Here is a 24,393-nt window from a genome sequence, read left to right on the forward strand (position 1 = left end):
CGAAGGGAGAGGGAAGGCGCCGGCTGCGACAAGAGTATTGCCATGTGCCGGGAGCGCTTCGGCAATGGCCTGAATTTCCGGGGCTTTCCGCATATGCCGGGCAGCGACTTTGCCTATTCCTATGTCGGCGGCGAGACCACGCATGATGGCTCGGTGCTGTTTGATTGAAGCGCGGTCGCGAGGCGGCGAATGTAGCGTCCCCCTCACCAGCAATTTCTAGCACTTAGCTGACGCTAAGGTGCTGAAATTGCGTCCTCTCCCTCGAGGGGAGAGGGAAGGCGTCGAGGTTGGCGGGGCGTTTCTGGCCCAAACTTCTTTCATCAAGGATACGCCCATGACCATCAATGTGCGGGTGCTGGGCATTGCCGAGCAATGGATCGGCACGCCCTATCGGCATCAGGGTTCGGCAATCGGGATTGGCTGCGATTGCCTGGGGCTGGTGCGCGGGATCTGGCGCGGGCTCTATGGATGCGAGCCGGAGCATGTGCCGGCCTATGCGGCGGACTGGGCCGAGCGATCGGGCGAGGAGCGGCTGCTGGAGGCGGCGGCGCGGCATTTCCGGCCGGTGGCCTCGTTTCGGCACAGCCTGCCCGGCGATCTGGTGATCTTTCGGTTCCGGCCCGGCTGTGCGGCCAAACATGCCGGCATTCTGGCGCGGCATCAAGCTTCGACGGCGGTCGGCAAGGGTGGTCCAGACGGGGGTGGCACAGGCGAGCTTTGCTCAGGCGAAAGTGGCTCAGGTGAGGGTGCTGAGGACGAGGGCGTCCAGGGTCATCCGGTCCCCGACCACTTCATCCATGCCTATGAACAATCCGCGGTGACCCGCTCGACGCTGGTGCCGGCGTGGCGGCGGCGGATTGCCGGGCTCTATCGGTTTCCGGAGGTCTGATCCATGGCGACGGTTTTATTGCAGGCGGCAGGGGCAGCGCTCGGCTCGGTCTTCGGGCCGGTTGGTGCAGTGCTCGGCCGAGCGGCCGGCGCCCTGGCCGGCAGCATGATCGACCGCAGCCTGCTGGGCGGCACGACGGTGAGCGGCGCGCGGCTCTCGGCAGCACGGCTGAGCGGCGCCAGCGAGGGCACGGCGATCCCGAGGCTTTACGGCACGGCACGGCTCGGCGGCACGCTGATCTGGGCGACGCGTTTCGAGGAGGAGACGGTCAGTGAGCGGGCCGGCGGCAAGGCAAGCGGCACGCGGACCGAGAGCTATCGCTATTTCGCCAATCTGGCGCTGGCGCTCTGTGAGGGCGAGGTGGCCGGCGTGCGGCGGGTCTGGGCCGATGGCCGCGAACTGGATCTGACCGCGATCGAGATGCGTGTCTATCGCGGCACGTCAGACCAGCCGGCCGATCCGCTGATCCTGGCCCGCCAGGGAGAGGACAAGGTTCCGGCCTATCGCGGGCTGGCCTATGTGGTGTTCGAACGGCTGCCGCTCGATGATTTCGGCAATCGCATCCCGCTTTTGCAATTCGAGGTGATCCGCGCGGTTGGCGAACTGGAAAGCCGCATCCGTGCGGTGACGATCATTCCTGGCGCGACCGAACATGGCTATGCGACGCTCAAGGTGTCGGAGCAGCCGGGCGAGGGCGAGCAGCGTTTTCTCAACCGCAATACCCTGACGGCCGACACCGACTGGCAGGCCTCGCTCGACGAGTTGCAGGCGCTGTGCCCCAATCTCGAGCATGTGGCGCTGGTGGTTGCCTGGTTCGGCACCGACCTCAGGGCCGGGCAATGCCGGGTGCTGCCCGGTGTCGAGGTGCCGTATCGGCAGGGTGAAAGCCGGGCCTGGAGCGTCGCGGGCATGGGGCGCGACGCGGCCCATGTGGTCAGCCGCTACAATGGCGGGCCGGCCTATGGCGGCAGTCCGAGCGATGACAGCGTCATCGAGGCGATCCGCGATCTGAAGGCGCGCGGCCTGAAGGTGACGCTCTATCCCTTTGTGATGATGGACATTCCGGCCGGAAACGGCCTGCCCAACCCTTACGGCGCGGCAGAGCAGGCTGCCTATCCCTGGCGTGGGCGCATCACGGTATTTCCGATGTCGGCCGATGGAACGTCGGCGACGCGGGCCGAGGTCGATGCGTTTGTGAACCGCGCAGAGGGCTACCGGCGCTTCATCCTGCATTATGCCGCGCTGGCTAACGCTGCGGGCGGCGTCGACGGCTTTCTGATCGGTTCGGAACTGCGCGGGCTGACGACGCTGAGGGACGGCGCCGACGCCTTTCCCTTTGTCGAGGCGCTGGCCCAACTGGCGCAGGCGGCGCGCACGGTGCTGGGGCCCGCTACGGCGATCACCTATGCCGCCGACTGGAGCGAATATTTCGGCCACCAGCCAGGCGATGGCAGCGGCGACGTCTTCTTTCATCTCGACGCGCTCTGGGCCGATATGGCAATCACCGCAGTCGGCATCGACAACTATATGCCGCTGGCCGACTGGCGCGACGCGGATCTGGAAAGCGCAAATCCGGACGGGTTCGCCGGTACCGACGACCGGGCGGCTTTTGCCCGGATGATCACGGCCGGCGAGGGTTATGACTGGTATTATGCCTCGGACAGTGATCGGCAGAACCGCATCCGCACGCCGATCACCGACGGCACGGCCGGCAAGCCCTGGGTCTACCGGTTCAAGGATCTCGAAGGCTGGTGGGGCAATCGGCATTTCAACCGGCTGGGCGGTGTGGAAGTGACGACGCCGACCGCCTGGCTGCCGGGCATGAAGCCGATCTGGTTCACCGAGCTCGGCTGCGGCGCTGCCGACAAGGGGGCAAACCAGCCGAATGTCTTTGTCGACGGCAAGTCGGCGGAAAGCGCCCGGCCGCATTTTTCCGCCGGCCGGCGCAGCGACAGCCAGCAGCGGCGTTTTCTCGAGGCGCATCTGGGGCACTGGCAGGACGGAGCTGCAGAGGGTGCGACGCCGGCCGGCATGGTCGATCCGGAGCATATTTTTGTCTGGACCTGGGATGCGCGTCCGCAGCCGGCCTTTCCGGCCAATACGGGTCTCTGGGCCGACGGCATCAACTGGCGCACGGGGCATTGGCTGAACGGAAGGCTGGGCACCGCGACTTTGGCCGATACCATTGCCGCCATCCTCACCGATCATGGATTTTTCGATTTCGACGTTTCCGAAGTGGCCGGCGATCTCGGCGGCTATATAAAGGGCGACCTGACCGCGGCGCGCGACCTGATCGAGCCGCTGATCGAGGTGTTTCAGATCGACGTCATCGAGGATGGCGGGATCCTGCGCTTTCGCAGCCGCACCACCGCCAGCCTGCCGGCGCGCCGGATCGACGTGCTCGCCGATATCGACGGGCAGCCGCTATGGAGCGAGACGCGCGGCCATGACGGCGATTTTGCCTCCGAAGCGCTGATCACTTTCTATGATCCGGCGGCCGACTATGGCGAAACCAGCGCCCGATCGCGCAAGCTGGATGCCGCCACGCAGCGGCAACTGGCCCGTGACCTGCCGGCGGTGATCGCCGAAGAGACCGGCATCGCTGCCGCCGAAACCTGGTTGCGCGACAACCGTCTGGCCCGACGAACCCTGCAGCTGGCGCTCGGGCCGGGCGAGATGGCGGTGCAGCCGGGCGATGTGCTGAGCATTGCCGACGGTCCGTCCGGCCGATTTGTGGTCACCGAGATCGATGACGGACTGGAACGGCGGCTGACACTGCGCAGTTTTGCCGGCCAGGTCTCGGCGCCCGTCGTGCCGCAGGAACCCGGCCGCAGCCCGGACAATCCGGCGGCTGAGGGTTTTGCGCCGGTGGTGCAGTTTTTCGATCTGCCGCGGCTGGAAAATGGCGCGATGGCCGGTGATGCGGCGGTCGCCGCATTCTGCAGGCCCTGGCGGCGTATTGTCGTGTCGAGTTCGGTGGAGGCGGAAGGCTATCGGCCGCGGCTGATGCTGGAGAGGCCGGCAACGCTTGGGCGGCTGGTGGCGCCACTGGCGCCGGGCCCGCGCGGCCGGTTTGATCATGCCCAGGCGCTGGTCGTCGAGCTGACATTCGCGGCGCTGTCTTCGGCAAGCCGGCTGGCGGTGCTGAACGGCGGGAACCGGCTGGCGGTCACCTGCGCGAACGGGCTTTGCGAGGTGCTGTCGTTTACCACGGCCGAGGAAATCTCGGTCAATCGCTTCCGCCTGACCGGACTGCTGCGCGCGCTCGGCGGCACGGAAGACGCCATGGCGTCGGGTGCGGTCGAAGGCGCGGCGGTGGTCCTGCTCGATCCGGCGGTGCAGGTTTTGGCACTGACGACGGATGAGCGAGGCAGGCCGCAGAACTGGATGTTCGAGCCGGCCGGCATGGCAGCCGGTGCCTCCGAGCGGCGGCTGTTTTCCGGCGGGATCCGGGCGGAAACGCCGCTTTCGCCGGTGCATCTGACGGCCACAAGGCTGGAAAGCGGCGATATCGGCATCGGCTGGGTCAGGCGGGGACGGATCGACGCCGATGGCTGGACGGCCACCGATATTCCGCTTGATGAACCCGCCGAGGCCTACCGGCTGGAACTGATCGACGGCACGGTTGTGCGGCGCAGGCTGGAGGTGGGCGAGCCGCAATGGACCTATCCGCAACTCGAAGAAATTGCCGATTTCGGCATCGCCCAGACCGAATTGACCCTGCGGGTCCGTCAGCTCGGCCGGCTGGCGGCAGGCATCACCGCCGAGGCGACAGTTCGCATCCTCTGAATTTTTCCAAACCAAGACAAACAGGAGAGACATCATGCTGGATATGAAACCCTGGTACCAGTCGAAGACCGTCTGGGGCGCGCTGATCGCCATGGCCGCACCACTGCTGCGCGGGGCAGGGCTTGATCTTGCCGGCAGCGATCAGGCCGTGCTGGCCGATGCGCTGGTGACGCTGGCCGGCACGTTCGGCGGCCTGCTCGCTCTCTATGGCCGGCTGACGGCGACGAAGGGGGTGGGGGGGTGAAAGGGAAGAAAAGGGCTGCCGGATCACGCTCTGTCACACGACATGGACAAGCATTCATTTGCCATTCAGAAGGGGTGCGGTACATAAATTGCCAGAGTGGACGTCACCAAGAAGAAGCAGAAATGGCATTATTCATGAAAATCACGCGATTGGCTTTCGCCATGGCCGTGTCCGGGGCCGTGTCTTGCGCCGCCTCGGTGGCCGCGACGGGGGCAGCCTATGCCCTGCCGGCGCTTGGGCAGGAGGCCGGTCGGCCGCAGCGGGTCGAAGGCCAGTTGCTGGCGCAGAACGCGGCCGATTGCCGTGCGGCGGCGGCCCGTGTCGTGGCGGAAGTTGGCGGGCAGTTGCTTTCGGTGCGCGAATCGGGCGGTGAATGCGTGATCATCGTGCTTGTGCCGGGCAATGGCAGCGAGCGTCCCCGCAAGGTCACAATGCGGGTTGCCGGATAAATGGCGCTGACCGTTCGGTCGGGCTGTCGAGACATGTGCCAATATTTATGCGGTTGCATGTGAGAATACTGGGGGTAGGGCTTCATGCGCATTCTCGTCGTCGAGGACGATATCAATCTCAATCGCCAGCTGGTCGAAGCCTTGCAGGAGGCGGGCTATGTCGTCGACAAGGCCTTTGACGGCGAGGAGGGGCATTTCCTCGGCGATACCGAACCGTATGACGCGGTGATCCTCGATATCGGCCTGCCCGAAATGGACGGCATCACGCTGCTGGAAAAGTGGCGTGCGTCGGGCCGGGTCATGCCGGTGCTGATCCTGACGGCCCGCGACCGCTGGTCGGACAAGGTCTCCGGCATCGACGCCGGCGCTGACGATTATGTCACCAAGCCATTCCATGTCGAGGAAGTGCTCGCCCGCATCCGCGCGCTGATCCGCCGCGCCGCCGGCCATGCGTCGTCGGAAATCGTCTGCGGACCTGTGCGCCTCGACACCAAGAGCTCCAAGGCCGTGGTCAACGGCGTGACGCTGAAGCTGACCTCGCACGAATATCGGCTCCTGTCCTACCTCATGCACCACATGGGCGAGGTCGTGTCGCGCACAGAACTGGTCGAGCACCTTTACGACCAGGATTTCGATCGTGACAGCAACACGATCGAGGTTTTTGTCGGCCGGTTGCGCAAGAAGATCGGCATCGACATGATCGAGACCGTGCGCGGCCTAGGCTACCGTATCCAAGCCCCTGCCGCATGAGGATCCGCTCGCTCACCGCGCGCGTCCTCCTGCTCGCCACCCTCTGGTCGGCGCTGTCGTTTGTGACCATCGCGGTGGCGATTTCCACCCTCTACCGGGAGGGTGTCGAACGCGGCTTCAACAATCTGCTGCGTGCCCAGCTTTATAACGTCGTCAACTCCGTCTCGATCGGCGACGGCGACAGCCTTGCCGGCAGTCCGGCACTTGGCGATCTGCGCTTTTCCCAGCCCGAGACCGGCTGGTACTGGCTGGTCGAGCCGCTGGGAAACTACGCGACGGCGCCGCTCGCGTCGGCCTCGCTCGGCATGGCCAACCTCGCCGTGCCGGGATTGGACGAGACGCCGTTCGACGAAAACTACGAGCGTTTCTACGAGATGGACGATACTGTCGGAAACCGGATCCGCGTCGTCGAAACCGAAGTGGTTCTCGACGATCAGGGTCGGGCGGCGCGTTTTCGCGTCTCCGGCAATCTCGAAGTCATCGAGGAAGAAATCGCCTTCTTCAGCAATCGCCTCTATGCGGCGCTGGCCGTGGTCGGCATCGGCGGCCTGATCGTCAACGGCCTCGCCATTCTCTACGGCCTGAAGCCGCTCGACCGTGCCCGCCGCGCGCTGGAGCGTATCCGCCGTGGTGAGGCGGAGCGCATCGAAGGCGCGTTTCCGAGTGAAATCCTGCCGCTTGCCAACGAAATCAACGCACTGATCGACAGCAACCGCCGTCTGGTCGAGCGCGCCCGCATGCAGGTCGGCAATCTCGCCCATTCGCTGAAGACGCCGATCGCGGTGCTGCTCAACGAGGCCCGGGTGCTCGACAAGGGCCATGGCGAGGTGATCAGCACCCAGGCGGAGGCGATGCAGGCGCAGGTCGGCTCCTATCTCAACCGGGCGCGCATTGCCGCCCAGCGCGACAGCGTACTGGCCAGAACGGATGCCCAGCCGGTGCTGGAGCGTCTGGTGCGGGTGATGCGCAAACTGAATGCCGAGATCGATTTTGTCCTGGAGGTCGCACCCGACCTGACCTTTGCCATGGAACAGCAGGATGTCGAGGAAGTGGTCGGCAATCTGCTCGAGAACGCCTCCCGTTTTGCCCGCACCCGGATCGTCACCCGTGTGTCCGCCACGCCGGCCGCCGATGGCGTGCAGGACGGGCGGCGCAGCTGGGTCGAGGTGATCGTCGAGGATGACGGGCCCGGATTATTGCCCGAACAGATCGGCGAGGCGCTGAAACGGGGCCGCAGGCTCGACGAGAGCAAGCCGGGCACGGGGCTCGGACTGTCGATCGTCAAGGAGATTTCCGGCGAGTACCAGGGCAGTTTTGGCTTGTCGCGCGCCGAGATCGGCGGACTTCGCGCACAAGTGATCCTTCCTGCTGTGACAAAGGACACTGCGTGATCAATTTTCCTATGAGATTACAGAGAGCTATGAAACTATGGCGAAGGCCCGTAAATATGCCATGTGTTTGACACAGCAAAGCGGATACCGTGGGAATGCTTGAACGTTTCGATGAGACTTGGACTGGTGTGATGGGTGTTTCGCGATATGGGTCCGCAGCAGTCGCCGTCGTGGCGATACTGGCGCTTTCGGCTTGCACCACGACGGGTGGAAAGGAAGCCGTAAAAACGGATTCCGCCGTCTATATTACCGCCCTTCAGGGCGGAATTGTCTCCCGCACCGGCGTCAAGCTGTCGAAAAGTGAGACGCAGCGGGCGCTGGAAGCCGAATATCGGGCGCTCGAAGCGGCAGCCGGTGGCCAGCCGGTGACCTGGGCGGGTAGCAGCGTCAGCGGCGAAGTGGTCGCTGCGGCCCCCTATCAGGTCGGCAAGCAGAACTGCCGGCAATTCACCCACAAGCTGAACGATGGCGGCCGAGAGATCCAAGCCAGAGGTGCGGCATGCCGCAACCCGAACGGCACCTGGACGCCGCTGAGCTGAGTGTTCCGCATGCTGTGAGCGCAGTCCGTCGACGGCATTATGCTGTCTCGGTCGCGATGCGATCTGATGGCGCTTACCTGTCCAACCTGACGCCATGCCGATTTATGGTCGGTTTCCGTGTTTCGAGCGGCAGGGCTTGACTTGGCGCAGGTTGTATCGGATTTTTTTGATACTTTAAGAACCGATATTCGATCGCCACATCCGATCCTGATTAAGACCGCCATCCTGCGTTTGAACGCCCCGGAGATGACATGCGCTTTGTCGTGCGGAAATCGCGCCTTTGGTCACGGCCGTTGGGGTCGGGGCAGCCGGGGTCACGGCAGTTGGGGCCTTTGCTGCTGGCGGGAGCAGGTCTTGCGCTTCTTGCCATGACGCAGTCGGCGCAGGCGCATGTCAAATGGTTTGCGCCCTACATCGTCGGCGCGCCGCCCGAGCCGGTTGCGTCGACCCTTGGCAATTCATGGTTCTGGATCGGGATCGCGCTGGTGCTGGTATTTTTCGGCATAACCCGCGCGATCGAACGGAGCCGGTATGGCGATATCGCCCTGGATATTCTCGACCGGGTGACCGAGCCGCTCTGGCGACGGCTCGACGACTACATGCGCGCGATCATCGGCGCGTTCTTCGTTGCGATCTTCGCAGTTGGCGGCGTTTACCTGACGCCGGATCTGAAGACCCCGGCGGAATGGGTCTCATGGATCCAGCTGGCGATTGCCGCGATGATCTTTTCCCGCAGGACCATGCCGATTGCCGGCCTCGGTATCATCGCCCTGTGGCTGCTGGCGCTGCGGGATTACGATCTTTTCCACCTGTTCGACTATCTGGCGCTGGGCCTCGGCGTTGCCGCGTATCTGATCCTCGAACCATCGCGACGCGAGAACTGGCGCGTTCACCGGATCGAAGCGCTGCGTTGGGGGCTGGCGATTGCGCTGATGTGGTCGAGCCTCGAGAAATTCGCCTTTCCAAGCTGGTTCTATCCGCTTGTCGTCGAAAAGCCGTTCCTGACTTTCGGCCTGCCGCGCGACGTCTTCATCCCGATGGCGGGTGTCACCGAGTTCACGCTGGGGCTCGGATTGGTCTGGACGCCGCTGATCCGCCGGCTGTCGGCGATAGCGCTCCTGGTCATCTTCACCGCCGCCGTCTGGCCGTTCGGCCGTGTCGATTTGATCGGCCACGGGCTGATCATGGCGATCCTGCTCGCTGTTGCCGCCGACCAGAGCCGCGAGACGCATTTCCTGCCCGAGTTCAAGCGCAAGATCCGCCATATCCCGCTCGGAGTGGCGGCGGCATTCGTGCTCTACGGGTCGGCCTATTGGGGCCTTCATTTCGCCTTTTACGGTCCGGACGGCTATGTCGGGCCGGCTGTTGTGGACAAGGCCACGCATTCCCACAGCCCGGAATATCCGCATGGCCCGCAGTCCGGCGAGATCGGCGCCCCGCCCAGCAAGTGAGCGGACCGCATGCCGGGACCGGGCTCAGTTGCCTGAGGCGCAAGCATGCGCAATGGCAGGTCGAGCCGATTTCCATTGCTATAGGTCAAAGCCGGCCCGCATTCGCTCCTCTATTGGATGATCTTGCGGCCAAACGCCTCAACTTTGTGTCATTGGACGTTTGTCTGTTGGAATGCGACCTGCCTTGAAGTAATTGGGCCTTATGCTGTTCTGGATCTTATCCGCCCTTATGACGGTTGCCGTTGCCGTCCCGCTCCTGTGGCCGTTGATGCGTGCCGCGGGTCGTACCCATCACGACGACGAAGGCGAGGCCGCAGTCTACCGCGACCAGCTGCGCGAACTGGAGCGCGACAAGGCCGGCGGGCTGATCTCGCCCGAGGATGCCGCCTATGCCCGCGCCGAGATCGGCCGCCGGCTGCTGGCGGTCTCAGGGGATGAGACGCCGCTGCCAGCCGCATCGGCGGCAAATGCTGCGCCGGCCAGGCGCACTGCCTATACGCTGTCGCAGGCCTTCGTCCTCCTCTGTCTTCCCGCCGTCGGGCTCTATGTCTATCTGCTGACCGGCAGTCCGGATACGCCGTCAGCGCCGCTGGCGGCCCGCATCGAGAACCCCGGCGACGATGTCACGCTGCTGATCGCCAAGGTCGAGCGCCATCTGGCGACCAGTCCCGAAGACGGCGCGGGCTGGGATGTACTGGCACCGGTCTATGTGCGTGTCGGTCGCCTCGCCGATGCCGAGCTTGCCTATCGCAACGCCATTCGTTTGCTGGGTCCGGGCGCCGACCGCATGAACGGATTGGCCGAAACGCTGGTGGCTGTGAATGACGGCATCGTCACCGAGGATGCACGCCAGGCCTTCGAGGCTTCGGTCAAGCTCCAGCCGGACAATCCGCGCGCTGACTACTATCTCGCGCTGGCATTGGAGCAGGCCGGCAGCAAAGCCGACGCTCTGGTGGCTTTCCAGAACATCGCCAAGGCATCGCCGCCGACGGCGCCGTGGATGGAGTTGATCAACCGGCATATCGAAGCCAACAGCGCCGGCATGGCGCTTGCCGATGCGCCCGTGGCGGAAGCGGGTAGCGCCAAGCCGCTCGGTGCACCGACGGCAGAGGACGTGGCGGCGGCTCAAGCCATGTCCGAAGGCGACCGGTCCCAGATGATCCGCGGCATGGTCGACAGTCTCGACGCCAAGCTGAAAGAGGATCCGAACAATTTCGACGGCTGGATGCGGCTGGTCCGCTCCCATGCCATGCTCAAGCAACCGGACCGCGCCGTCGAAGCACTGAAGGAGGGCCTGAAAACCTTCCCGGCTTCGGGCGCTGAAGGCCAGCAACTGATCGCGGCTGCCCGCGATCTCGGCCTTTCTGTCGAGGAGATCGTGCAATGACCCGCAAGCAGAAGCGTCTCGCCGTGATCGCCGGCGGCATGGGTTTCATCCTGACGGCGGTGCTGCTGGTGATGTTCGCCTTCGGCCAGTCGATCGCCTATTTCTACATGCCGTCCGATATCGCCGAGAAGGGCGTCGGCCCCGATACCCGCATCCGTCTCGGCGGGCTTGTCGCCGAAGGCTCGGTGGTGCGCAGCGAGGGCTCGACGGTGAAGTTTTCCGTGACCGACGGCAATGGCACCGTGCCGGTCACCTATACCGGTATCCTGCCCGACCTGTTCCGCGAGGGGCAGGGCGTGGTGACCGAAGGCATGTTCACCGCCGGAAGCCAGGTCTTTGTCGCCGATACCGTGCTGGCCAAGCATGACGAGAACTACATGCCGAAGGAAGTCGCCGACCGTCTGAAGCAGGATGGCGTCTGGCAGGGCGGGGAAAAGACCCAATGATCATCGAGCTTGGCCACTATGCACTGGTTCTGGCGCTGGCCACCTGTCTGGTCATTTCCGTGCTGCCGGTAATCGGCGCACGGCGCGGCGACGCGGCGATGATGGCGGTCGCGACCACTGGCACCTATGTGCTGTTTTGCCTGGTCGCCTTCTCCTTCGGCGTGCTGACCTGGGGTTATGTCGTCTCCGACTTCTCGGTGCAGAACGTCTACGAAAACTCCCATTCGATGAAGCCGATGATCTACAAGATCTCCGGCGTCTGGGGCAATCACGAGGGCTCGATGATGCTCTGGGTGCTGATCCTGACGCTGTTTTCGGCCATGGTCGCCTTTTTCGGCACCAACCTGCCGGATCGCCTCAAGGCCAATGTGCTGGCGGTGCAGGCCTGGATCACCACGGCCTTCACCCTGTTCATCCTGCTGACGTCGAACCCGTTCATCCGCCTGTCGCCGGTGCCGGCCGAAGGCCAGGACCTCAACCCGGTGCTGCAGGATATCGGCCTCGCCATCCATCCGCCGCTGCTCTATCTCGGCTATGTCGGCTTCTCCGTCTGTTTCTCCTTTGCCGTGGCAGCCTTGATCGACGGCCGCATCGATGCGGCCTGGGCGCGCTGGGTCAGGCCCTGGACGCTGACCGCCTGGACCTTCCTGACCGCCGGCATCTCGATGGGCTCCTACTGGGCCTATTACGAACTCGGCTGGGGCGGCTGGTGGTTCTGGGATCCGGTCGAAAACGCCTCCTTCATGCCCTGGCTTGCCGGCACAGCATTGCTGCATTCGGCGCTGGTGATGGAAAAGCGCGAAGCGCTGAAGATCTGGACGGTATTGCTTGCGATCATCGCCTTCTCGCTGTCGCTGCTCGGCACCTTCCTGGTGCGCTCCGGCGTTTTGACTTCGGTGCATGCCTTTGCCACCGATCCGACCCGCGGCATCTTCATCCTATGCATCCTGATCATCTTCATCGGCGGCGCGCTCTCGCTCTTTGCCCTGCGCGCGCCGATGCTGAAGGCCGGTGGTCTGTTCCAGCCGATTTCGCGCGAAGGTGCACTGGTCCTCAACAACCTGATCCTGACTGTCTCGGCCGCGACCGTTTTGATCGGCACGCTTTACCCGCTGTTGCTGGAAACGCTGACCAACGAGAAGATCTCGGTCGGTCCGCCCTTCTTCAATCTGACCTTCGGCTTCCTGATGTCGCCACTGCTGCTGGCTGTGCCCTTCGGGCCGATGCTCGCCTGGAAGCGCGGCGACCTGCTGGCGGCCCTGCAGCGGCTTTATTTTGCAGCCGGACTGGCGCTGGTGGCGGGGCTCGTTCTGTTTTATGCCGAAAACGGCGGCCCGGTTCTGGCTGTTGTCGGTCTCGCCATGGCCTTCTTCATGATCTTCGGCGCTTTCGCCGATCTCTGGTATCGCGCCGGTTTCGGCAAGCAGACGGCATCCGTCGCCTGGAACCGGTTGAAGGGCCTGCCGCGCTCGGCCTTCGGCACCGCGCTTGCCCATATGGGGATGGGCATCACCGTGCTTGGCATCGTTGCGGTCACGACCTTCGAGACGGAAACCGTGGTCGAGATGAAGCCGGGCATGACCGCCGAGGCCGGCGGCTTCGTGCTGACCTTCGACGGCATGCGGGCTGGCCAGGGGCCGAACTATACCGAGGACCGCGGCCATTTCACCATCCGCAAGGGGGGCGTCGCGGTTGCCGATGTCTGGTCATCCAAGCGGCTTTATACCGCGCGGCGCATGCCGACCACCGAAGCCGGCATCGTCACCTTCGGCCTCAGCCAGCTTTACGTATCGCTCGGCGATCCGATGGCCGATGGCGGCCTGGTCGTGCGCATCTGGTGGAAGCCGTGGATCCTGTGCATCTGGCTCGGCACCGTGGTGATGATGGCCGGCGGTGTCGTGTCGCTGTCGGACCGGCGCCTGCGCGTCGGCGTGCCGAAGCGGCGCGCCAAGGTGGCGGAGCCGGCGCCCGGACAGGTGGCGGAGGCGGCGGAATGAAGCGGCAGGACATGTGTGCCAAACTAGCACCCCCCTCTGTCCTGCCGGACATCTCCCCCTCAAGGGGGGAGATCGATGCGCGGACAGTTTGCCAATCCTCTCTGACCTCAACGCAACGCATGGGCGCGTTCTGTGCAGGCATTTTCGAGGGACGTCGAACAGCGCTCCAGCCGATCTCCCCCCGTGTGGGGGAGATGTCCGGCAGGACAGAGGGGGGTATCGAGACGGCGCGAGCGGCGAGCAAACGGATCGCTACAGTGGCGCGCCTCGGCGCAATGCTGATGCTGCTCCTTGCTCCCATCCCGGCCTTCGCCGTCAATCCCGACGAGGTGCTCGCCGATCCGGTGCTGGAACAGCGGGCGCGCACACTGTCGGCGGAATTGCGCTGCATGGTCTGCCAGAACCAGTCGATCGATGATTCCAACGCCGAGCTGGCCCGCGATCTCCGGCTTGTCGTGCGCGAACGGCTCGTCGATGGCGACAGCGATGAGCAGGTTCTCGACTATGTCGTGTCGCGTTACGGTGAATTCGTGCTGTTGAAGCCGCGGCTGAGTGCCAAGACGCTGATCCTGTGGGGTGCACCGGCCGCGCTCGCACTCGTCGCCTTGATCGTTGCCGTCTTTTACGCCCGCCGCCGGGCCAATGATCGTGATCCGGCGGAGAAGTTGTCGGCCGAGGAAGAGGCGCGGCTTGGCAGGTTGATGGACGGGGAGTGATCAGGGGGCTTCGAAGTCGTCGTCTTCGTCCAACGGCAGATCCGACGGTCTTTCGCGACCATGGCGTATCGTCAGAATGACGATTGCCGCCGCACCGATTTCGTAGTGAATGAGATAGTGGCCCAGAATGAACCGCCTCGCTCCGCGAAAGGGCAGATCCGTCGCATCCTGCCCCATTGACGGGAAATGGGTGAGGGTTTTCACAAACTGGTTCAGGTCATGGTTGAAGCGATCGGCCGCTGACCGGTTCCGAGCCATCAAGTAGGAAGCTTCCCGCCGCACGTAATCTCTAGCGCTGGGCGAGAAGATCACCTTCAAGCAGCGGCACCTTTTATTATGGCGGCCACTTCCGCTAGCACGTCATCTGCGCTGGATCCGTGGCCTTCGTCGACGGCCCGTCGGGCCTCCGCCATCTCCAGGATCTCGCGGCCTTCCTGCGCCATATAGGCCTTCAATGCGCGGACCATGATCCAGCTGCGGCTTCGCTCGCAGATGCCGGCAACGGATTCGATTTCAGCCAGAAGATCGAGCGGCAGTCTTAGCGTAATCGGATCGGAGAGGTCCTGTTTCGGCATCGCTTTTCGCTCCGTTTGTAATACGGATAATAGCCTCGGCCCACGGTCCGGTCAAATGCTGCAATCTGGCGGCGACAGCGTTCGCTGAAAGATTACGAAGAATTCATCTGCCGTACAGTTCGCAGTAAGGTGGCAGCCCCTATATCTCTCTTCATCCACCGCTTCAAAACCGCCGATAGCCGGCGGCTCCAGTCGGAAGAAATGATGAAGGTAAGATCCATGACCGAGACTAAAGATCGTTCAAACTTCAAGAAGATCCTGAAGAATTCGACCGTTGCCGGCCTGGCCGTCGCGATGATGGTCGGTGCAGTTCCGCTTGTTGTGCTCAATGCCTATGCCGAGCCAGTCACCGTGACCGCGCCGCAGGTTCCGAGCTTCAGTGATGTCGTGGCTGCGGTGCAGCCGGCCGTCGTGTCGGTTCGTGTCCAGTCGAACATCCAGAACACGTCCAACGACGAAAGCAATTTCTCCTTCAACTTCGGTGGTCGTGATTTCAACGACCTGCCCGACGATCACCCGCTGAAGCGCTTCTTCAAGGAATTCGGCGGCCCGGGTGGCCCGAATGAGGAAGCCCGTCCGCCGCGCGGTCCCAAGGGCCACGGCCGTCATGAAGGCCGCCTGCGTCCGACCTCCCAGGGCTCCGGCTTCTTCATCTCCGAAGACGGCTATATCGTCACCAACAACCACGTCGTCGACGAGGGCGCTGCCTTCACCATCGTGATGAACGACGGCAAGGAACTCGATGCCAAGCTGGTCGGCAAGGACAGCCGCACCGATCTCGCTTTGCTCAAGATCGAGAACCCGAAGCAGAAGTTCACCTATGTGAAGTTCGCCGATGACGAGAAGTCCCGCGTCGGTGACTGGGTCGTGGCTGTCGGCAATCCGTTCGGCCTTGGCGGCACGGTCACCGCCGGTATCATCTCGGCCCGTGGCCGCGACATCGGCTCCGGCCCCTATGACGACTACCTGCAGATCGACGCTGCGGTGAACCGCGGCAATTCCGGTGGCCCTGACTTCAACCTGAGCGGTGAAGTCGTCGGCATCAACACCGCGATTTTCTCGCCGTCCGGCGGCAATGTTGGCATCGCCTTTGCCATCCCGGCTTCCGTTGCCAAGGATGTCATCGAAAAGCTGAAGGATGGCGGCACCGTCGAACGCGGTTGGCTCGGCGTGCAGATCCAGCCGGTGACCGACGATATCGCCGACTCGCTCGGCCTGTCGGAAGCATCGGGTGCGCTGGTCGTGTCGCCGCAGGCGGGTTCGCCGGGTGAAAAGGCCGGTATCAAGCAGGGTGACGTGGTGACCGCCGTCAACGGCGAGCCGGTCAAGGATCCGCGCGATCTCGCCCGTCGCATCGCAGCCTTTGCCCCGGACACTACCGTCGATGTCGCTCTGTGGCGCGAAGGCAAGGCAACCGAAGTCAAGGTCAAGCTCGGCGAACTGCCGACCGAACAGGCCTCGGCTACCGAAGGCACCGAAGAGGACGCCGCACCGGCGCCGGCCGTCGAGCAGGAACTGGCCAATCTCGGCCTTTCCGTTCGCCCGTCGGAAGACGGCAAGGGCCTCGCCATCGTCGATGTCGATCCGGACAGCGACGCTGCCGACAAGGGCATGAAGGCCGGCGAAACGATCACCTCGGTCAACAATCAGGAAGTCTCCTCGGTTGCCGACGTGCAGAAGGTCGTCGACCAGGCGAAGAAGGACGGACGCACCCGCGCCCTGTTCCAGGTTCAGTCGGAAAGCGGTAGCCGCTTCGTCGCGCTGCCGATCAACCAGGGCTGATCACGCGGCCAATGTGTCGAGGGCGCCGACGGTATCGCAACCGGGCGGCGCCCTTTTCTATTCCGGCATGACCGGGACCTTGGTCACGCGCCTGGCTTAGCCAAGGACGGGGCCAGTGATTGGGCCAAGGACTGGACCCACGATTGGGCCAGATACATGGCCACTGACCCGGCGAGACAGCCGGGACGAAGGACAGGGATACACAGCATGAGCACCGACGAAACGACAGCCGTGCAAAGTGGTGAAACCGGTTGGACGGATGCGACAGCCGGCGCTAATGTCGCCCACATGAAAATACTGGTGATTGAAGACGATCTCGAGGCTGCGGCCTATATGACGAAGGCTTTCCGCGAGGCCGGCATCGTCGCCGATCATGCGAGCGACGGCGAAAGCGGTCTGTTCATGGGATCGGAGAACACGTATGACGTGATGGTGGTCGACCGCATGCTGCCGCGCCGCGATGGCCTGTCCGTCATCACCGAACTGCGCAAGCGCGGCGTCGATACGCCGGTGCTGATCTTGTCGGCGCTTGGCCAGGTCGATGATCGCGTCACCGGCCTTCGCGCCGGCGGCGACGATTACCTGCCCAAGCCCTATGCCTTTTCCGAACTGCTGGCCCGTGTCGAGGTTCTTGGCCGCCGCAAGGGCAAGCCGGAACAGGACATGGTCTACCGAGTCGGCGATCTGGAACTGGACCGGCTCTCCCATGAAGTGAAGCGCGCCGGCAAGGACGTGCTGCTGCAGCCGCGCGAATTCCGCCTGCTCGAATATCTGATGAAAAATGCCGGCCAGGTGGTGACCCGCACCATGCTGCTCGAAAATGTCTGGGACTACCATTTCGATCCGCAGACCAATGTCATCGATGTGCATGTTTCGCGCCTGCGTTCGAAGATCGAGAAGGATTTCGACCGGCCGCTGCTGAAGACGGTGCGCGGTGCCGGCTACATGATCAAGGACGAAGGCTGACATGCCGCTGAAAAGCCGTATGGGCGTGCTGTTCAAGTCGACCGCCGTCAGGCTGTCGGCACTCTACATCCTGCTCTTTGCCCTCTGTGCCGCTTTCCTCGTCTTCTACGTGACGGGCCTCTCCGAACGTATCCTCAACAACCAGACACGCGAAAGTCTGAAGGAAGAGGTGCAGGACATCGAGAGGGCCTATGAACGCGGCGGGGTCACCCAGTTGTTGCGCACCATGGAGCGACGGTCCCGCCAGCCGGGGGCCAATCTCTATGTGATCGCCGGGCCGAATGGCGAGATCGTTGCCGGCAATGTCGCCTCCGTCCAGCCGGGCGTGTTCGACGACGAAGGCTGGACGGGATTTCCCTTCCGCTATGAGCGCTACGACGACAGTGGCGGCGTGAAGCGCCATCTGGCCACGGCGCATGTGTTTTTCCTCGACAATGGCTTTCGCGTGCTGGTCGGGCGGGATCTCGGCGAACCGAGCAAACTTCGGCTATTGGTGCGCCAGGCCCTGATGGTGGCGCTGCTGATCATGGGCATCGGTGCCGTGGTGATCTGGTTTGCCATCGGCCGCAATGCGCTGAAACGCATCGACCGCGTTTCGGCCGCAAGCCAGAAGATCACCGCGGGCGACCTGTCGCAGCGCCTGCCGGTTTCAGGCTCCGGCGATGAATTCGATAGGCTGTCGTCGTCGCTGAACGGCATGCTGGGCCGTATCGAGCAGTTGAACGAGGGCTTGCGGCAGGTTTCCGACAACATTGCCCATGACCTGAAGACGCCCCTGACGCGGTTGCGCAACAAGGCGTCGGACGCGCTGTCGGCGGTGGACGAAAGCGCCAAGCATGCCGCGCTGGAAGCGATCATCGTCGAATCCGACCAGTTGATCCGCACCTTCAATGCGCTGCTGATGATTTCCCGCGTCGAGGCGGGTTCGATTGCGGCCGAACTCACCGATGTCGACCTGTCGGCGATTGCAGCCGACAGCGCAGAACTCTACGAGCCGGTGGTCGAGGAGGCGGGCCAGCAGATGGTCTGCGACATCGCGCCGGGGCTTTCGGTGCGGGGCAACCGCGAGCTCATCGGCCAGGCGATCTCCAACCTGATCGACAATGCCATCAAGTACGGGGCGATCAAGTCAGAGGCCTCCAACTCTGGGGCCTCCAGCTCAGGGACGACCGAGTCCGAGGCGAGCAAAACGGAAGCGACGCAATCTGACGAGCCTCTTTCCAAAATCACGGTGAGGGTTGCGAGAGGCGCGTCCGGCGTCGAGATTTCCGTCTCCGACCAGGGGCCGGGCGTGCCCGAGGACAAGCGGGCCGAAGTGGTCAAGCGCTTCGTCCGGCTCGACAAGAGCCGCTCCAAGCCCGGAACTGGCCTGGGCCTGTCTCTGGTCGAGGCGATCATGGCTCTGCATGGCGGCCGGCTTGTCTTGTCCGACACACAGAGCGGGCATGACGCGGCACCCGGACTGACGGCAACCATGGTCTTTCCCGGCATGAAGCCATAACCTGTCTGCGCCCGAGAGATTCGACAGAGATCTCCGGCGCAAGAGAAGGGAGGCTCATGCGATGTTGCAGCAATCGGAAGCGGAACAGGCGGCAAGACGGCTGGCCGATGTGGCGGACGGGGTGATCCGGCCGTTCAATCAGACCGAATTGAAGGCCGCAGCCGCGACGCTGAAGGATCTCGCCAAGCAGGAGCCGGTGATTGCCGAGCTGATCGCCGGCGAGACCGCGCTGAAGACCTTTCTCGCCAATGCATTGACGCTTTCGCCATACCTGCGCGACATTGCCAACCTGAAACCGGCGCTTTTGGCCGCCGCGATCAGCCAACCGCTCGAACCCCTGCTCGAGACCGCGGTCGCCGAGGCTAGGGCTGCCTGGGCCCCCGGTCCAGACGGCGCCGTTCCATCGGAAGCCGAGGTGATGACGCGGCTGCGCAGTGCCAAGCGGCGGGTCTCCTTCTTGACCGCGCTGGCCGATCTTGCCCGCATCTTCGACGCACGCGATACGACGGCCTGGCTGAGTGCCGTGGCCGATGCGACGGTGGCCGCCGCCATCGATCATCTTCTATTGGCGGGCCATCAGGCCGGCAAGCTGATGCTCAAGGATACGGCGGAGCCGGCTGCAGACAGCGGTTTGATCGTGCTCGGCATGGGCAAGCTCGGCGCCCTGGAACTAAATTATTCCTCCGATATCGATCTCGTCGTCTTCTTCGATCCGGACGCGGGCATCCTGAAAAGTCCCGATGATGCGACCGAAACCTATGGCCGGATGATGCGCCGGCTGGTGCGCATCCTGCAGGAGCGCACGGCGGACGGCTATGTCTTCCGTACCGATCTCAGGCTCCGGCCCGATCCGGGCTCGACGCCACTGGCCGTGCCCGTCGAGGCGGCGCTGATCTATTACGAGGGCCGCGGCCAGAATTGGGAACGCGCCGCCTATATCAAGGCGCGGCCGGTGGCCGGCGACCTGAAGGCCGGCGAGGGCTTCCTGCGCGAACTGACGCCCTTCGTCTTCCGCAAATATCTCGACTATGCGGCGATCGCCGACATCCACTCGATCAAGCGGCAGATCCATGTGCACAAGGGCCATGGCGCGATCGCGGTGAAGGGCCACAATGTCAAGCTCGGTCGTGGCGGCATTCGCGAAATCGAGTTCTTTGCCCAGACCCAGCAACTGATCGCCGGCGGCCGCATGCCGGATCTCAGGTTGCGCCCGACCGAGGCGGCGCTGAACGCGCTGGCCGGTGCCCGCTGGATCGATCCGGTGACGGCCGAGGAACTGACCAATTGTTATTGGTTCTTGCGCGATGTCGAGCACCGCATCCAGATGGTGCATGACGAGCAGACCCATGTGCTGCCGGACACGGAAGTCGAGCTCAAGCGCATTGCCTTCATGCTGGGTTTCATCGATACGACGGCCTTCTCCACCAAGCTTGAAAGCGTTCTGAAGACCGTCGAGCGGCGTTATGCGGGTCTGTTCGAGAAAGAGGAGGGACTGTCGAGCGCGACCGGCAATCTCGTCTTCACCGGCCAGAAGGACGATCCCGATACGCTGAAGACGCTGAAGGTCCTCGGCTTCGAGCGGCCGGAGGACATTTCCCGCGTCATCCGCACCTGGCACTATGGCCGATACCGCGCCACCCAGTCTGTCGAGGCGCGCGAACGGCTGACCGAGCTGACGCCGGATCTGCTGAAGGCCTTTGGCGAAAGCCGGCGCGCCGACGAGGCACTGTTACGCTTCGACAGTTTCCTGTCCGGACTGCCGGCCGGCATCCAGCTGTTTTCCCTGCTCGGCAACAATCCGGCCCTGCTCGACCTGCTGGTCAACATCATGTCCTCGGCACCGAGGCTTGCCGAGATCATCGCGGCCCGGCCGCATGTCTTCGACGGCATGCTCGATCCGGGCCTGATGGTCGAGATTCCCACCCGCGACTATCTGGCAAGACGCCTGTCGGCCTTTCTCGGCGGCTGCCGGCATTATGAGGAAATCCTCGACCGGCTGCGCATCTTCGCCGCCGAACAGCGTTTCCTGATCGGCATTCGCCTGCTCACGGGCTCTATCGCCGGCAGCCAGGCCGGCCGCGCCTTTACCGACCTTGCCGGGCTGGTGATCGATGAAGCGCTCAGGGCGGTGATCGCCGAAATGGAACTGGCCCATGGCCGCCTGCCCGGCGGGCGCGTGACGCTGGCCGGCATGGGCAAGCTCGGTTCCTACGAGCTGACGGCAGGCTCCGATGTCGATCTGATCCTGCTCTATGAGCATGACGACGACGCGCATGAATCCGATGGACCCAAGCCGCTCGATCCCGTGCGCTATTACACCCGCCTGACCCAGCGGATGATCGCCGCCCTGTCTGCGCCGACGGCCGAAGGCGTGCTTTACGAAGTCGACATGCGGCTCAGGCCGTCCGGCAACAAAGGACCGGTGGCAACCCGGCTCCGGGCCTTTGCCAAATATCAACGCGAGGAAGCCTGGACCTGGGAGCATATGGCGCTGTCGCGCATGCGGCTTCTGTGCGGCGATGCCTCGCTGATTGCCGAAGCCGAGGCGATCGTCGCCGAGATCATGGCGGTCAATCGCGACGAGGCGAAAACCGCCAAGGATGTCGCCGAGATGCGGGCGCTGATCGACAAGGAGAAGCCGCCGCGCGATATCTGGGACCTGAAGCTGATTGCCGGTGGCCTGATCGACATCGAATTCATTGCCCAGCATCTGGCGCTGGTTGCGGCAGTCCGCGGCACGCCGGTGCGCACCAACGGGCTTTCGACAGCGGAGGCCTTGAAGGCGCTGGCCTCGCTGATGGATCCGAACGATCTCGACACCTGCCAGCAGGCGTTGAAGCTCTACACGGATGTGTCGCAGGTTATCCGTCTGTGCATCGAAGGTCCGTTCGAGCCGGCGAATGTGCCGGCGGGATTGACGGACCTCGTCTGCCGGGCCGGAGAAAGCCCTGATCTGAAACTGCTGGAGGCCGAGATCAAGCGGCTATCCAAGGCAGTGCGCAAGGTGTTCGGCAGGGTGGTGCAGCGCGGGTGAGGGCGCGGCGCTTGGATACGCCGGTTCCGCCCTCCAGCCAGCGGGCCGTCAGGCCCGGCGGCGCATCGGCATGACGATCATGTCCGGGATCCGCAGCGACACCACAGTGCCCTGACCTTCGCGGGAACGGATCCGTAGCGATCCGCCATGCAGGGACACCAGCGAGCGGGAGATGGCAAGGCCAAGGCCGGAGCCGCCCTTCGACTTGGCGTATTGACTCTGTACCTGCTCGAACGGATTGCCGATCTTGTTCAGGGCGTTTTTCGGGATGCCGATGCCGGTGTCGACGATCGATACAATCACCGCACCTTCGACCTTGTGGGCACGCAACGAAATCTTGCCGCCGTCATTGGTGAACTTCACCGCATTCGAAAGGATGTTGAGCAGGATCTGCTTCATCGCGCGACGGTCCGCAACGACTGACAGGCCATTGTCGACGCGCTGCGACACGGTGATGTTCTTTTCCAGAGCCGGGATGGCGGTCAGGCGCATGCTCTCTTCGATCAGCGGTCCGAGATCAATCGTCTCGCAACGGATCTTCATCTGACCGGCCTCGATCTTCGACATGTCGAGAATGTCATTGATGACGTTCAACAGATGTTTGCCGCTCTCGTGGATGTCCTTGGCATATTCCTCGTATTTCGGCGAGCCGACCGGGCCGAACATGCCGGCGAGCAGGATTTCCGAGAAGCCGAGAATGGCATTGAGCGGCGTGCGCAGTTCGTGGCTCATATTGGCGAGGAATTCCGACTTGGCCTTGTTGGCCGCTTCCGCGCGCTGCTTTTCGGCGAGATATTTCTCGTTGGCATCCGAGAGTTCGGTCTTCTGCCGCTCGAGGATTTTTTGCGACGACGACAGGTCGCCGATGGTCGCCATCAGGCGACGCTCCTGATCGCGCAGCCGCTCCTGGTGGCGCTTGAGCAGGGTGATGTCGGTGCCGACGGAGACCAGGCCGCCGTCACGGGTGCGGCGTTCGTTGATCTGCAGCCAGCGCTCGTCGGCGAGCTGCACTTCGGTGGTGCGCGAGGTGGTGCCGAGATCCGGATCGGCGATGCGGCGCTGGATGATCGGCCGTGAGGCCGAACCGAGAACGCTTGCGCGTTCCGTGCCGGGTACGAGCACGCTGTCGGGCAGGCCATAGACCTTCTGGAAATGTGCATTACACATCACCAGGCGATCGTTCTTGTCCCACAGCACGAAGGCTTCCGACGTGCATTCGATCGCGTCGGCAAGGCGCTGGTCGGCCTCGGCATAGCGTTGGGCGAGGCGATGCTGCTCGGTGACGTCCATGGCGATGCCGATGACATGCAGGCAGCCGGTATTGGAGCAGATGATCTGGGCGCGGGCGCGCAGCCAGACATAATGCCCCTGGGCATGACGCATGCGGAAGACCTGATCGATCTGGCGCGAGCTACCGCGGCCGACCGAGCGCGCCAGCGCATAGAGATTGCCGTCGGCCGGATGCATCAGGCGGGCCGCATCGGCAAAGGCCAGCGGCTGGTTCGACGGCGCAAGGCCGAGCATTTCATACATCGAGCGTGACCAGATCAATTTGCGGCTCGACAGGTCGAAATCCCACAATCCGCAACGGCCGCGCGACAGGGCGGCCTCGACCCGCATATTGGATTCGAGGAAGATGTCGTCGGCCTCGCGGGCGCGCCGGACCTGATGGAAATAGGCATAGAGCACGACCAGCAGCGTCAGCGAGATGCCGGCAAACAGCGTGACATTGAGCGACAGTTCGCGGCGCCAGAACTCGTCGACCGATTGCAGCGAATGGCCTGTCAGGATCAGCGCGCCATCGGTGCCGACGGGGGTGACGACCGCGTAATGGGGCTCGCCATTGATATTGGTCTCGATTGCGCCGGAGCGATCGCCGAAGCGACGAATGGTGGTCACTTCCGGAAGCAGGCTGGCGAGCATGAAGCCAACCTGACCGGACGCGCTCGGCGATGCGCCGAATACCCGGCCGGCCGGATCGACCAGCAGCACGAAAGCGCCGTCGGACAGATGCTCCTGCGACAGATAGGAAAACAGCGCCTGCTCAGCACCTTCACGATTACGCTCGACGAACAGTTCCGGTCGGGTCGCGAGTGCGGCCTGCGCCGTAGCCGAAATCAGCGAGGTGGATTGCCGGATCGACGCTTCCATCCGGCCATGTTCGGACAGGATGCCGACAAAGCGTGCCAGGGCGACGACGGTCAGGAAGGCGATGATCAGGATGGGAATGGACCGGCGCAGAAGGGTCTCGACGGGACGCTCAGGCCCGGTGCCGTCCTCCCGCAGGGATGGTGAAGAGCGAAACAGCTTTCGGCCGAACGCCTCAAATATTGCCGAAACACCCGAAAATTTGATGCGCAACCGATCATCGGCTGCGGAAACCCGCCGCGCGTTCAACATCGCCCCTGCCTCTATCCCTCGTGTGATTCGCTGCGCCGCTCGCCCGAACCAACCCCAAGGAATCATGCCCGATTCGGCTTGTCCATC

Annotated in this window: 19 protein-coding genes and 1 pseudogene; 17 read left to right on the plus strand and 3 right to left on the minus strand. The window is 63.7% G+C overall.

Features of this window, described 5'->3' with window-relative positions; all coding sequences use genetic code 11:
* Nucleotides 1-18 precede the first annotated feature (18 nt).
* The 13 genes and pseudogenes from LQ231_RS08490 to LQ231_RS08550 form a co-directional block, all read left to right on the plus strand.
* Nucleotides 19-168 (plus strand): annotated as a pseudogene (locus LQ231_RS08490) (phage BR0599 family protein); the annotation flags it as partial.
* A gap of 166 nt (nucleotides 169-334) precedes the next feature.
* Entirely contained in the window at nucleotides 335-889 is a 555-nt protein-coding gene (locus tag LQ231_RS08495; protein ID WP_230171020.1) for an NlpC/P60 family protein, read from the plus strand.
* Between the two features lie 3 nt (nucleotides 890-892).
* Nucleotides 893-4,678, plus strand: coding sequence for a glycoside hydrolase/phage tail family protein (locus LQ231_RS08500; protein ID WP_230171021.1), 3,786 nt, complete (start codon nucleotides 893-895; stop codon nucleotides 4,676-4,678).
* 34 nt (nucleotides 4,679-4,712) lie between these two features.
* Complete coding sequence (locus LQ231_RS08505) at nucleotides 4,713-4,922, plus strand: hypothetical protein (protein WP_230171022.1); 210 nt, start codon at nucleotides 4,713-4,715, stop codon at nucleotides 4,920-4,922.
* 167 nt (nucleotides 4,923-5,089) lie between these two features.
* Nucleotides 5,090-5,371, plus strand: coding sequence for a hypothetical protein (locus tag LQ231_RS08510; protein WP_230173295.1), 282 nt, complete (start codon nucleotides 5,090-5,092; stop codon nucleotides 5,369-5,371).
* Between the two features lie 84 nt (nucleotides 5,372-5,455).
* A complete protein-coding gene (locus tag LQ231_RS08515; RefSeq protein WP_113143889.1) occupies nucleotides 5,456-6,121 on the plus strand; it encodes a response regulator transcription factor in 666 nt (221 codons plus the stop codon).
* Entirely contained in the window at nucleotides 6,118-7,512 is a 1,395-nt protein-coding gene (locus LQ231_RS08520; RefSeq protein ID WP_113143890.1) for an ATP-binding protein, read from the plus strand. The genes LQ231_RS08515 and LQ231_RS08520 overlap by 4 nt, the downstream gene beginning before the upstream one ends.
* Nucleotides 7,513-7,643: 131 nt before the next feature.
* A complete protein-coding gene (locus LQ231_RS08525; protein WP_113143898.1) occupies nucleotides 7,644-8,051 on the plus strand; it encodes a hypothetical protein in 408 nt (135 codons plus the stop codon).
* Between the two features lie 323 nt (nucleotides 8,052-8,374).
* Nucleotides 8,375-9,502, plus strand: a complete 1,128-nt coding sequence (locus LQ231_RS08530) for a hypothetical protein (protein ID WP_230171023.1) — start codon at nucleotides 8,375-8,377, stop codon at nucleotides 9,500-9,502.
* A gap of 202 nt (nucleotides 9,503-9,704) precedes the next feature.
* Nucleotides 9,705-10,889, plus strand: coding sequence for a c-type cytochrome biogenesis protein CcmI (ccmI, locus tag LQ231_RS08535; protein WP_230171024.1), 1,185 nt, complete (start codon nucleotides 9,705-9,707; stop codon nucleotides 10,887-10,889).
* Nucleotides 10,886-11,335: a cytochrome c maturation protein CcmE gene (gene ccmE / locus LQ231_RS08540; protein WP_230171025.1), complete on the plus strand. Its 450-nt coding sequence runs from the start codon at nucleotides 10,886-10,888 to the stop codon at nucleotides 11,333-11,335. The genes ccmI and ccmE overlap by 4 nt, the downstream gene beginning before the upstream one ends.
* Complete coding sequence (locus LQ231_RS08545; protein ID WP_230171026.1) at nucleotides 11,332-13,332, plus strand: heme lyase CcmF/NrfE family subunit; 2,001 nt, start codon at nucleotides 11,332-11,334, stop codon at nucleotides 13,330-13,332. Before ccmE ends, LQ231_RS08545 begins: the two co-directional genes overlap by 4 nt.
* A 275-nt stretch (nucleotides 13,333-13,607) precedes the next feature.
* A complete protein-coding gene (locus LQ231_RS08550; RefSeq protein WP_230173296.1) occupies nucleotides 13,608-14,048 on the plus strand; it encodes a cytochrome c-type biogenesis protein in 441 nt (146 codons plus the stop codon).
* On the opposite strand, the gene LQ231_RS08555 is transcribed toward LQ231_RS08550, so the two are convergent.
* Both LQ231_RS08555 and LQ231_RS08560 read right to left on the minus strand, forming a co-directional pair.
* Complete coding sequence (locus LQ231_RS08555; protein ID WP_290371374.1) at nucleotides 14,049-14,360, minus strand: type II toxin-antitoxin system RelE/ParE family toxin; 312 nt, start codon at nucleotides 14,358-14,360, stop codon at nucleotides 14,049-14,051.
* Nucleotides 14,361-14,362: 2 nt separating this feature from the next.
* Nucleotides 14,363-14,623, minus strand: a complete 261-nt coding sequence (locus LQ231_RS08560) for a ribbon-helix-helix domain-containing protein (protein WP_230171028.1) — start codon at nucleotides 14,621-14,623, stop codon at nucleotides 14,363-14,365.
* Between the two features lie 219 nt (nucleotides 14,624-14,842).
* Between LQ231_RS08560 and LQ231_RS08565 the strand changes: the two genes are divergently transcribed.
* The 4 genes from LQ231_RS08565 (at nucleotide 14,843) to LQ231_RS08580 (ending at nucleotide 21,906) form a co-directional block, all read left to right on the plus strand.
* Nucleotides 14,843-16,405 (plus strand): Do family serine endopeptidase, encoded by a 1,563-nt coding sequence (locus tag LQ231_RS08565; RefSeq protein WP_230171029.1) that lies wholly within the window; start codon nucleotides 14,843-14,845, stop codon nucleotides 16,403-16,405.
* Between the two features lie 288 nt (nucleotides 16,406-16,693).
* Nucleotides 16,694-17,371, plus strand: coding sequence for a response regulator transcription factor (locus LQ231_RS08570; protein WP_192814344.1), 678 nt, complete (start codon nucleotides 16,694-16,696; stop codon nucleotides 17,369-17,371).
* Nucleotide 17,372: 1 nt separating this feature from the next.
* Nucleotides 17,373-18,872, plus strand: a complete 1,500-nt coding sequence (locus LQ231_RS08575; RefSeq protein WP_113140784.1) for an ATP-binding protein — start codon at nucleotides 17,373-17,375, stop codon at nucleotides 18,870-18,872.
* A gap of 61 nt (nucleotides 18,873-18,933) precedes the next feature.
* A complete protein-coding gene (locus LQ231_RS08580; RefSeq protein ID WP_230171030.1) occupies nucleotides 18,934-21,906 on the plus strand; it encodes a bifunctional [glutamine synthetase] adenylyltransferase/[glutamine synthetase]-adenylyl-L-tyrosine phosphorylase in 2,973 nt (990 codons plus the stop codon).
* A 48-nt stretch (nucleotides 21,907-21,954) separates the two neighbouring features.
* Here LQ231_RS08580 and LQ231_RS08585 read toward each other — a convergent pair whose 3' ends face one another.
* Nucleotides 21,955-24,306 carry an ATP-binding protein gene (locus tag LQ231_RS08585; RefSeq protein ID WP_230171031.1) on the minus strand — a complete coding sequence of 784 codons (2,352 nt, stop codon included), beginning with the start codon at nucleotides 24,304-24,306 and terminating at the stop codon, nucleotides 21,955-21,957.
* Between the last annotated feature and the right edge of the window lie 87 nt (nucleotides 24,307-24,393).

The organism is Rhizobium sp. CECT 9324, assembly GCF_918741265.1.
Lineage (GTDB): Bacteria > Pseudomonadota > Alphaproteobacteria > Rhizobiales > Rhizobiaceae > Allorhizobium.

Excerpts from the sequence above, each read along its gene's own strand:
- LQ231_RS08515 (WP_113143889.1), top strand. The coding sequence starts at position 5,456 with ATGCGCATTCTCGTCGTCGAGGACGATATCAATCTCAATCGCCAGCTG.
- LQ231_RS08495 (WP_230171020.1), top strand. The coding sequence starts at position 335 with ATGACCATCAATGTGCGGGTGCTGGGCATTGCCGAGCAATGGATCGGC.
- LQ231_RS08585 (WP_230171031.1), bottom strand. The coding sequence starts at position 24,306 with ATGTTGAACGCGCGGCGGGTTTCCGCAGCCGATGATCGGTTGCGCATC.
- LQ231_RS08580 (WP_230171030.1), top strand. The coding sequence starts at position 18,934 with ATGTTGCAGCAATCGGAAGCGGAACAGGCGGCAAGACGGCTGGCCGAT.
- ccmE (WP_230171025.1), top strand. The coding sequence starts at position 10,886 with ATGACCCGCAAGCAGAAGCGTCTCGCCGTGATCGCCGGCGGCATGGGT.
- LQ231_RS08565 (WP_230171029.1), top strand. The coding sequence starts at position 14,843 with ATGACCGAGACTAAAGATCGTTCAAACTTCAAGAAGATCCTGAAGAAT.
- LQ231_RS08525 (WP_113143898.1), top strand. The coding sequence starts at position 7,644 with ATGGGTGTTTCGCGATATGGGTCCGCAGCAGTCGCCGTCGTGGCGATA.
- LQ231_RS08545 (WP_230171026.1), top strand. The coding sequence starts at position 11,332 with ATGATCATCGAGCTTGGCCACTATGCACTGGTTCTGGCGCTGGCCACC.
- LQ231_RS08505 (WP_230171022.1), top strand. The coding sequence starts at position 4,713 with ATGCTGGATATGAAACCCTGGTACCAGTCGAAGACCGTCTGGGGCGCG.
- LQ231_RS08500 (WP_230171021.1), top strand. The coding sequence starts at position 893 with ATGGCGACGGTTTTATTGCAGGCGGCAGGGGCAGCGCTCGGCTCGGTC.
- LQ231_RS08575 (WP_113140784.1), top strand. The coding sequence starts at position 17,373 with ATGCCGCTGAAAAGCCGTATGGGCGTGCTGTTCAAGTCGACCGCCGTC.
- LQ231_RS08570 (WP_192814344.1), top strand. The coding sequence starts at position 16,694 with ATGAAAATACTGGTGATTGAAGACGATCTCGAGGCTGCGGCCTATATG.
- ccmI (WP_230171024.1), top strand. The coding sequence starts at position 9,705 with ATGCTGTTCTGGATCTTATCCGCCCTTATGACGGTTGCCGTTGCCGTC.
- LQ231_RS08520 (WP_113143890.1), top strand. The coding sequence starts at position 6,118 with ATGAGGATCCGCTCGCTCACCGCGCGCGTCCTCCTGCTCGCCACCCTC.
- LQ231_RS08550 (WP_230173296.1), top strand. The coding sequence starts at position 13,608 with ATGCTGATGCTGCTCCTTGCTCCCATCCCGGCCTTCGCCGTCAATCCC.
- LQ231_RS08560 (WP_230171028.1), bottom strand. The coding sequence starts at position 14,623 with ATGCCGAAACAGGACCTCTCCGATCCGATTACGCTAAGACTGCCGCTC.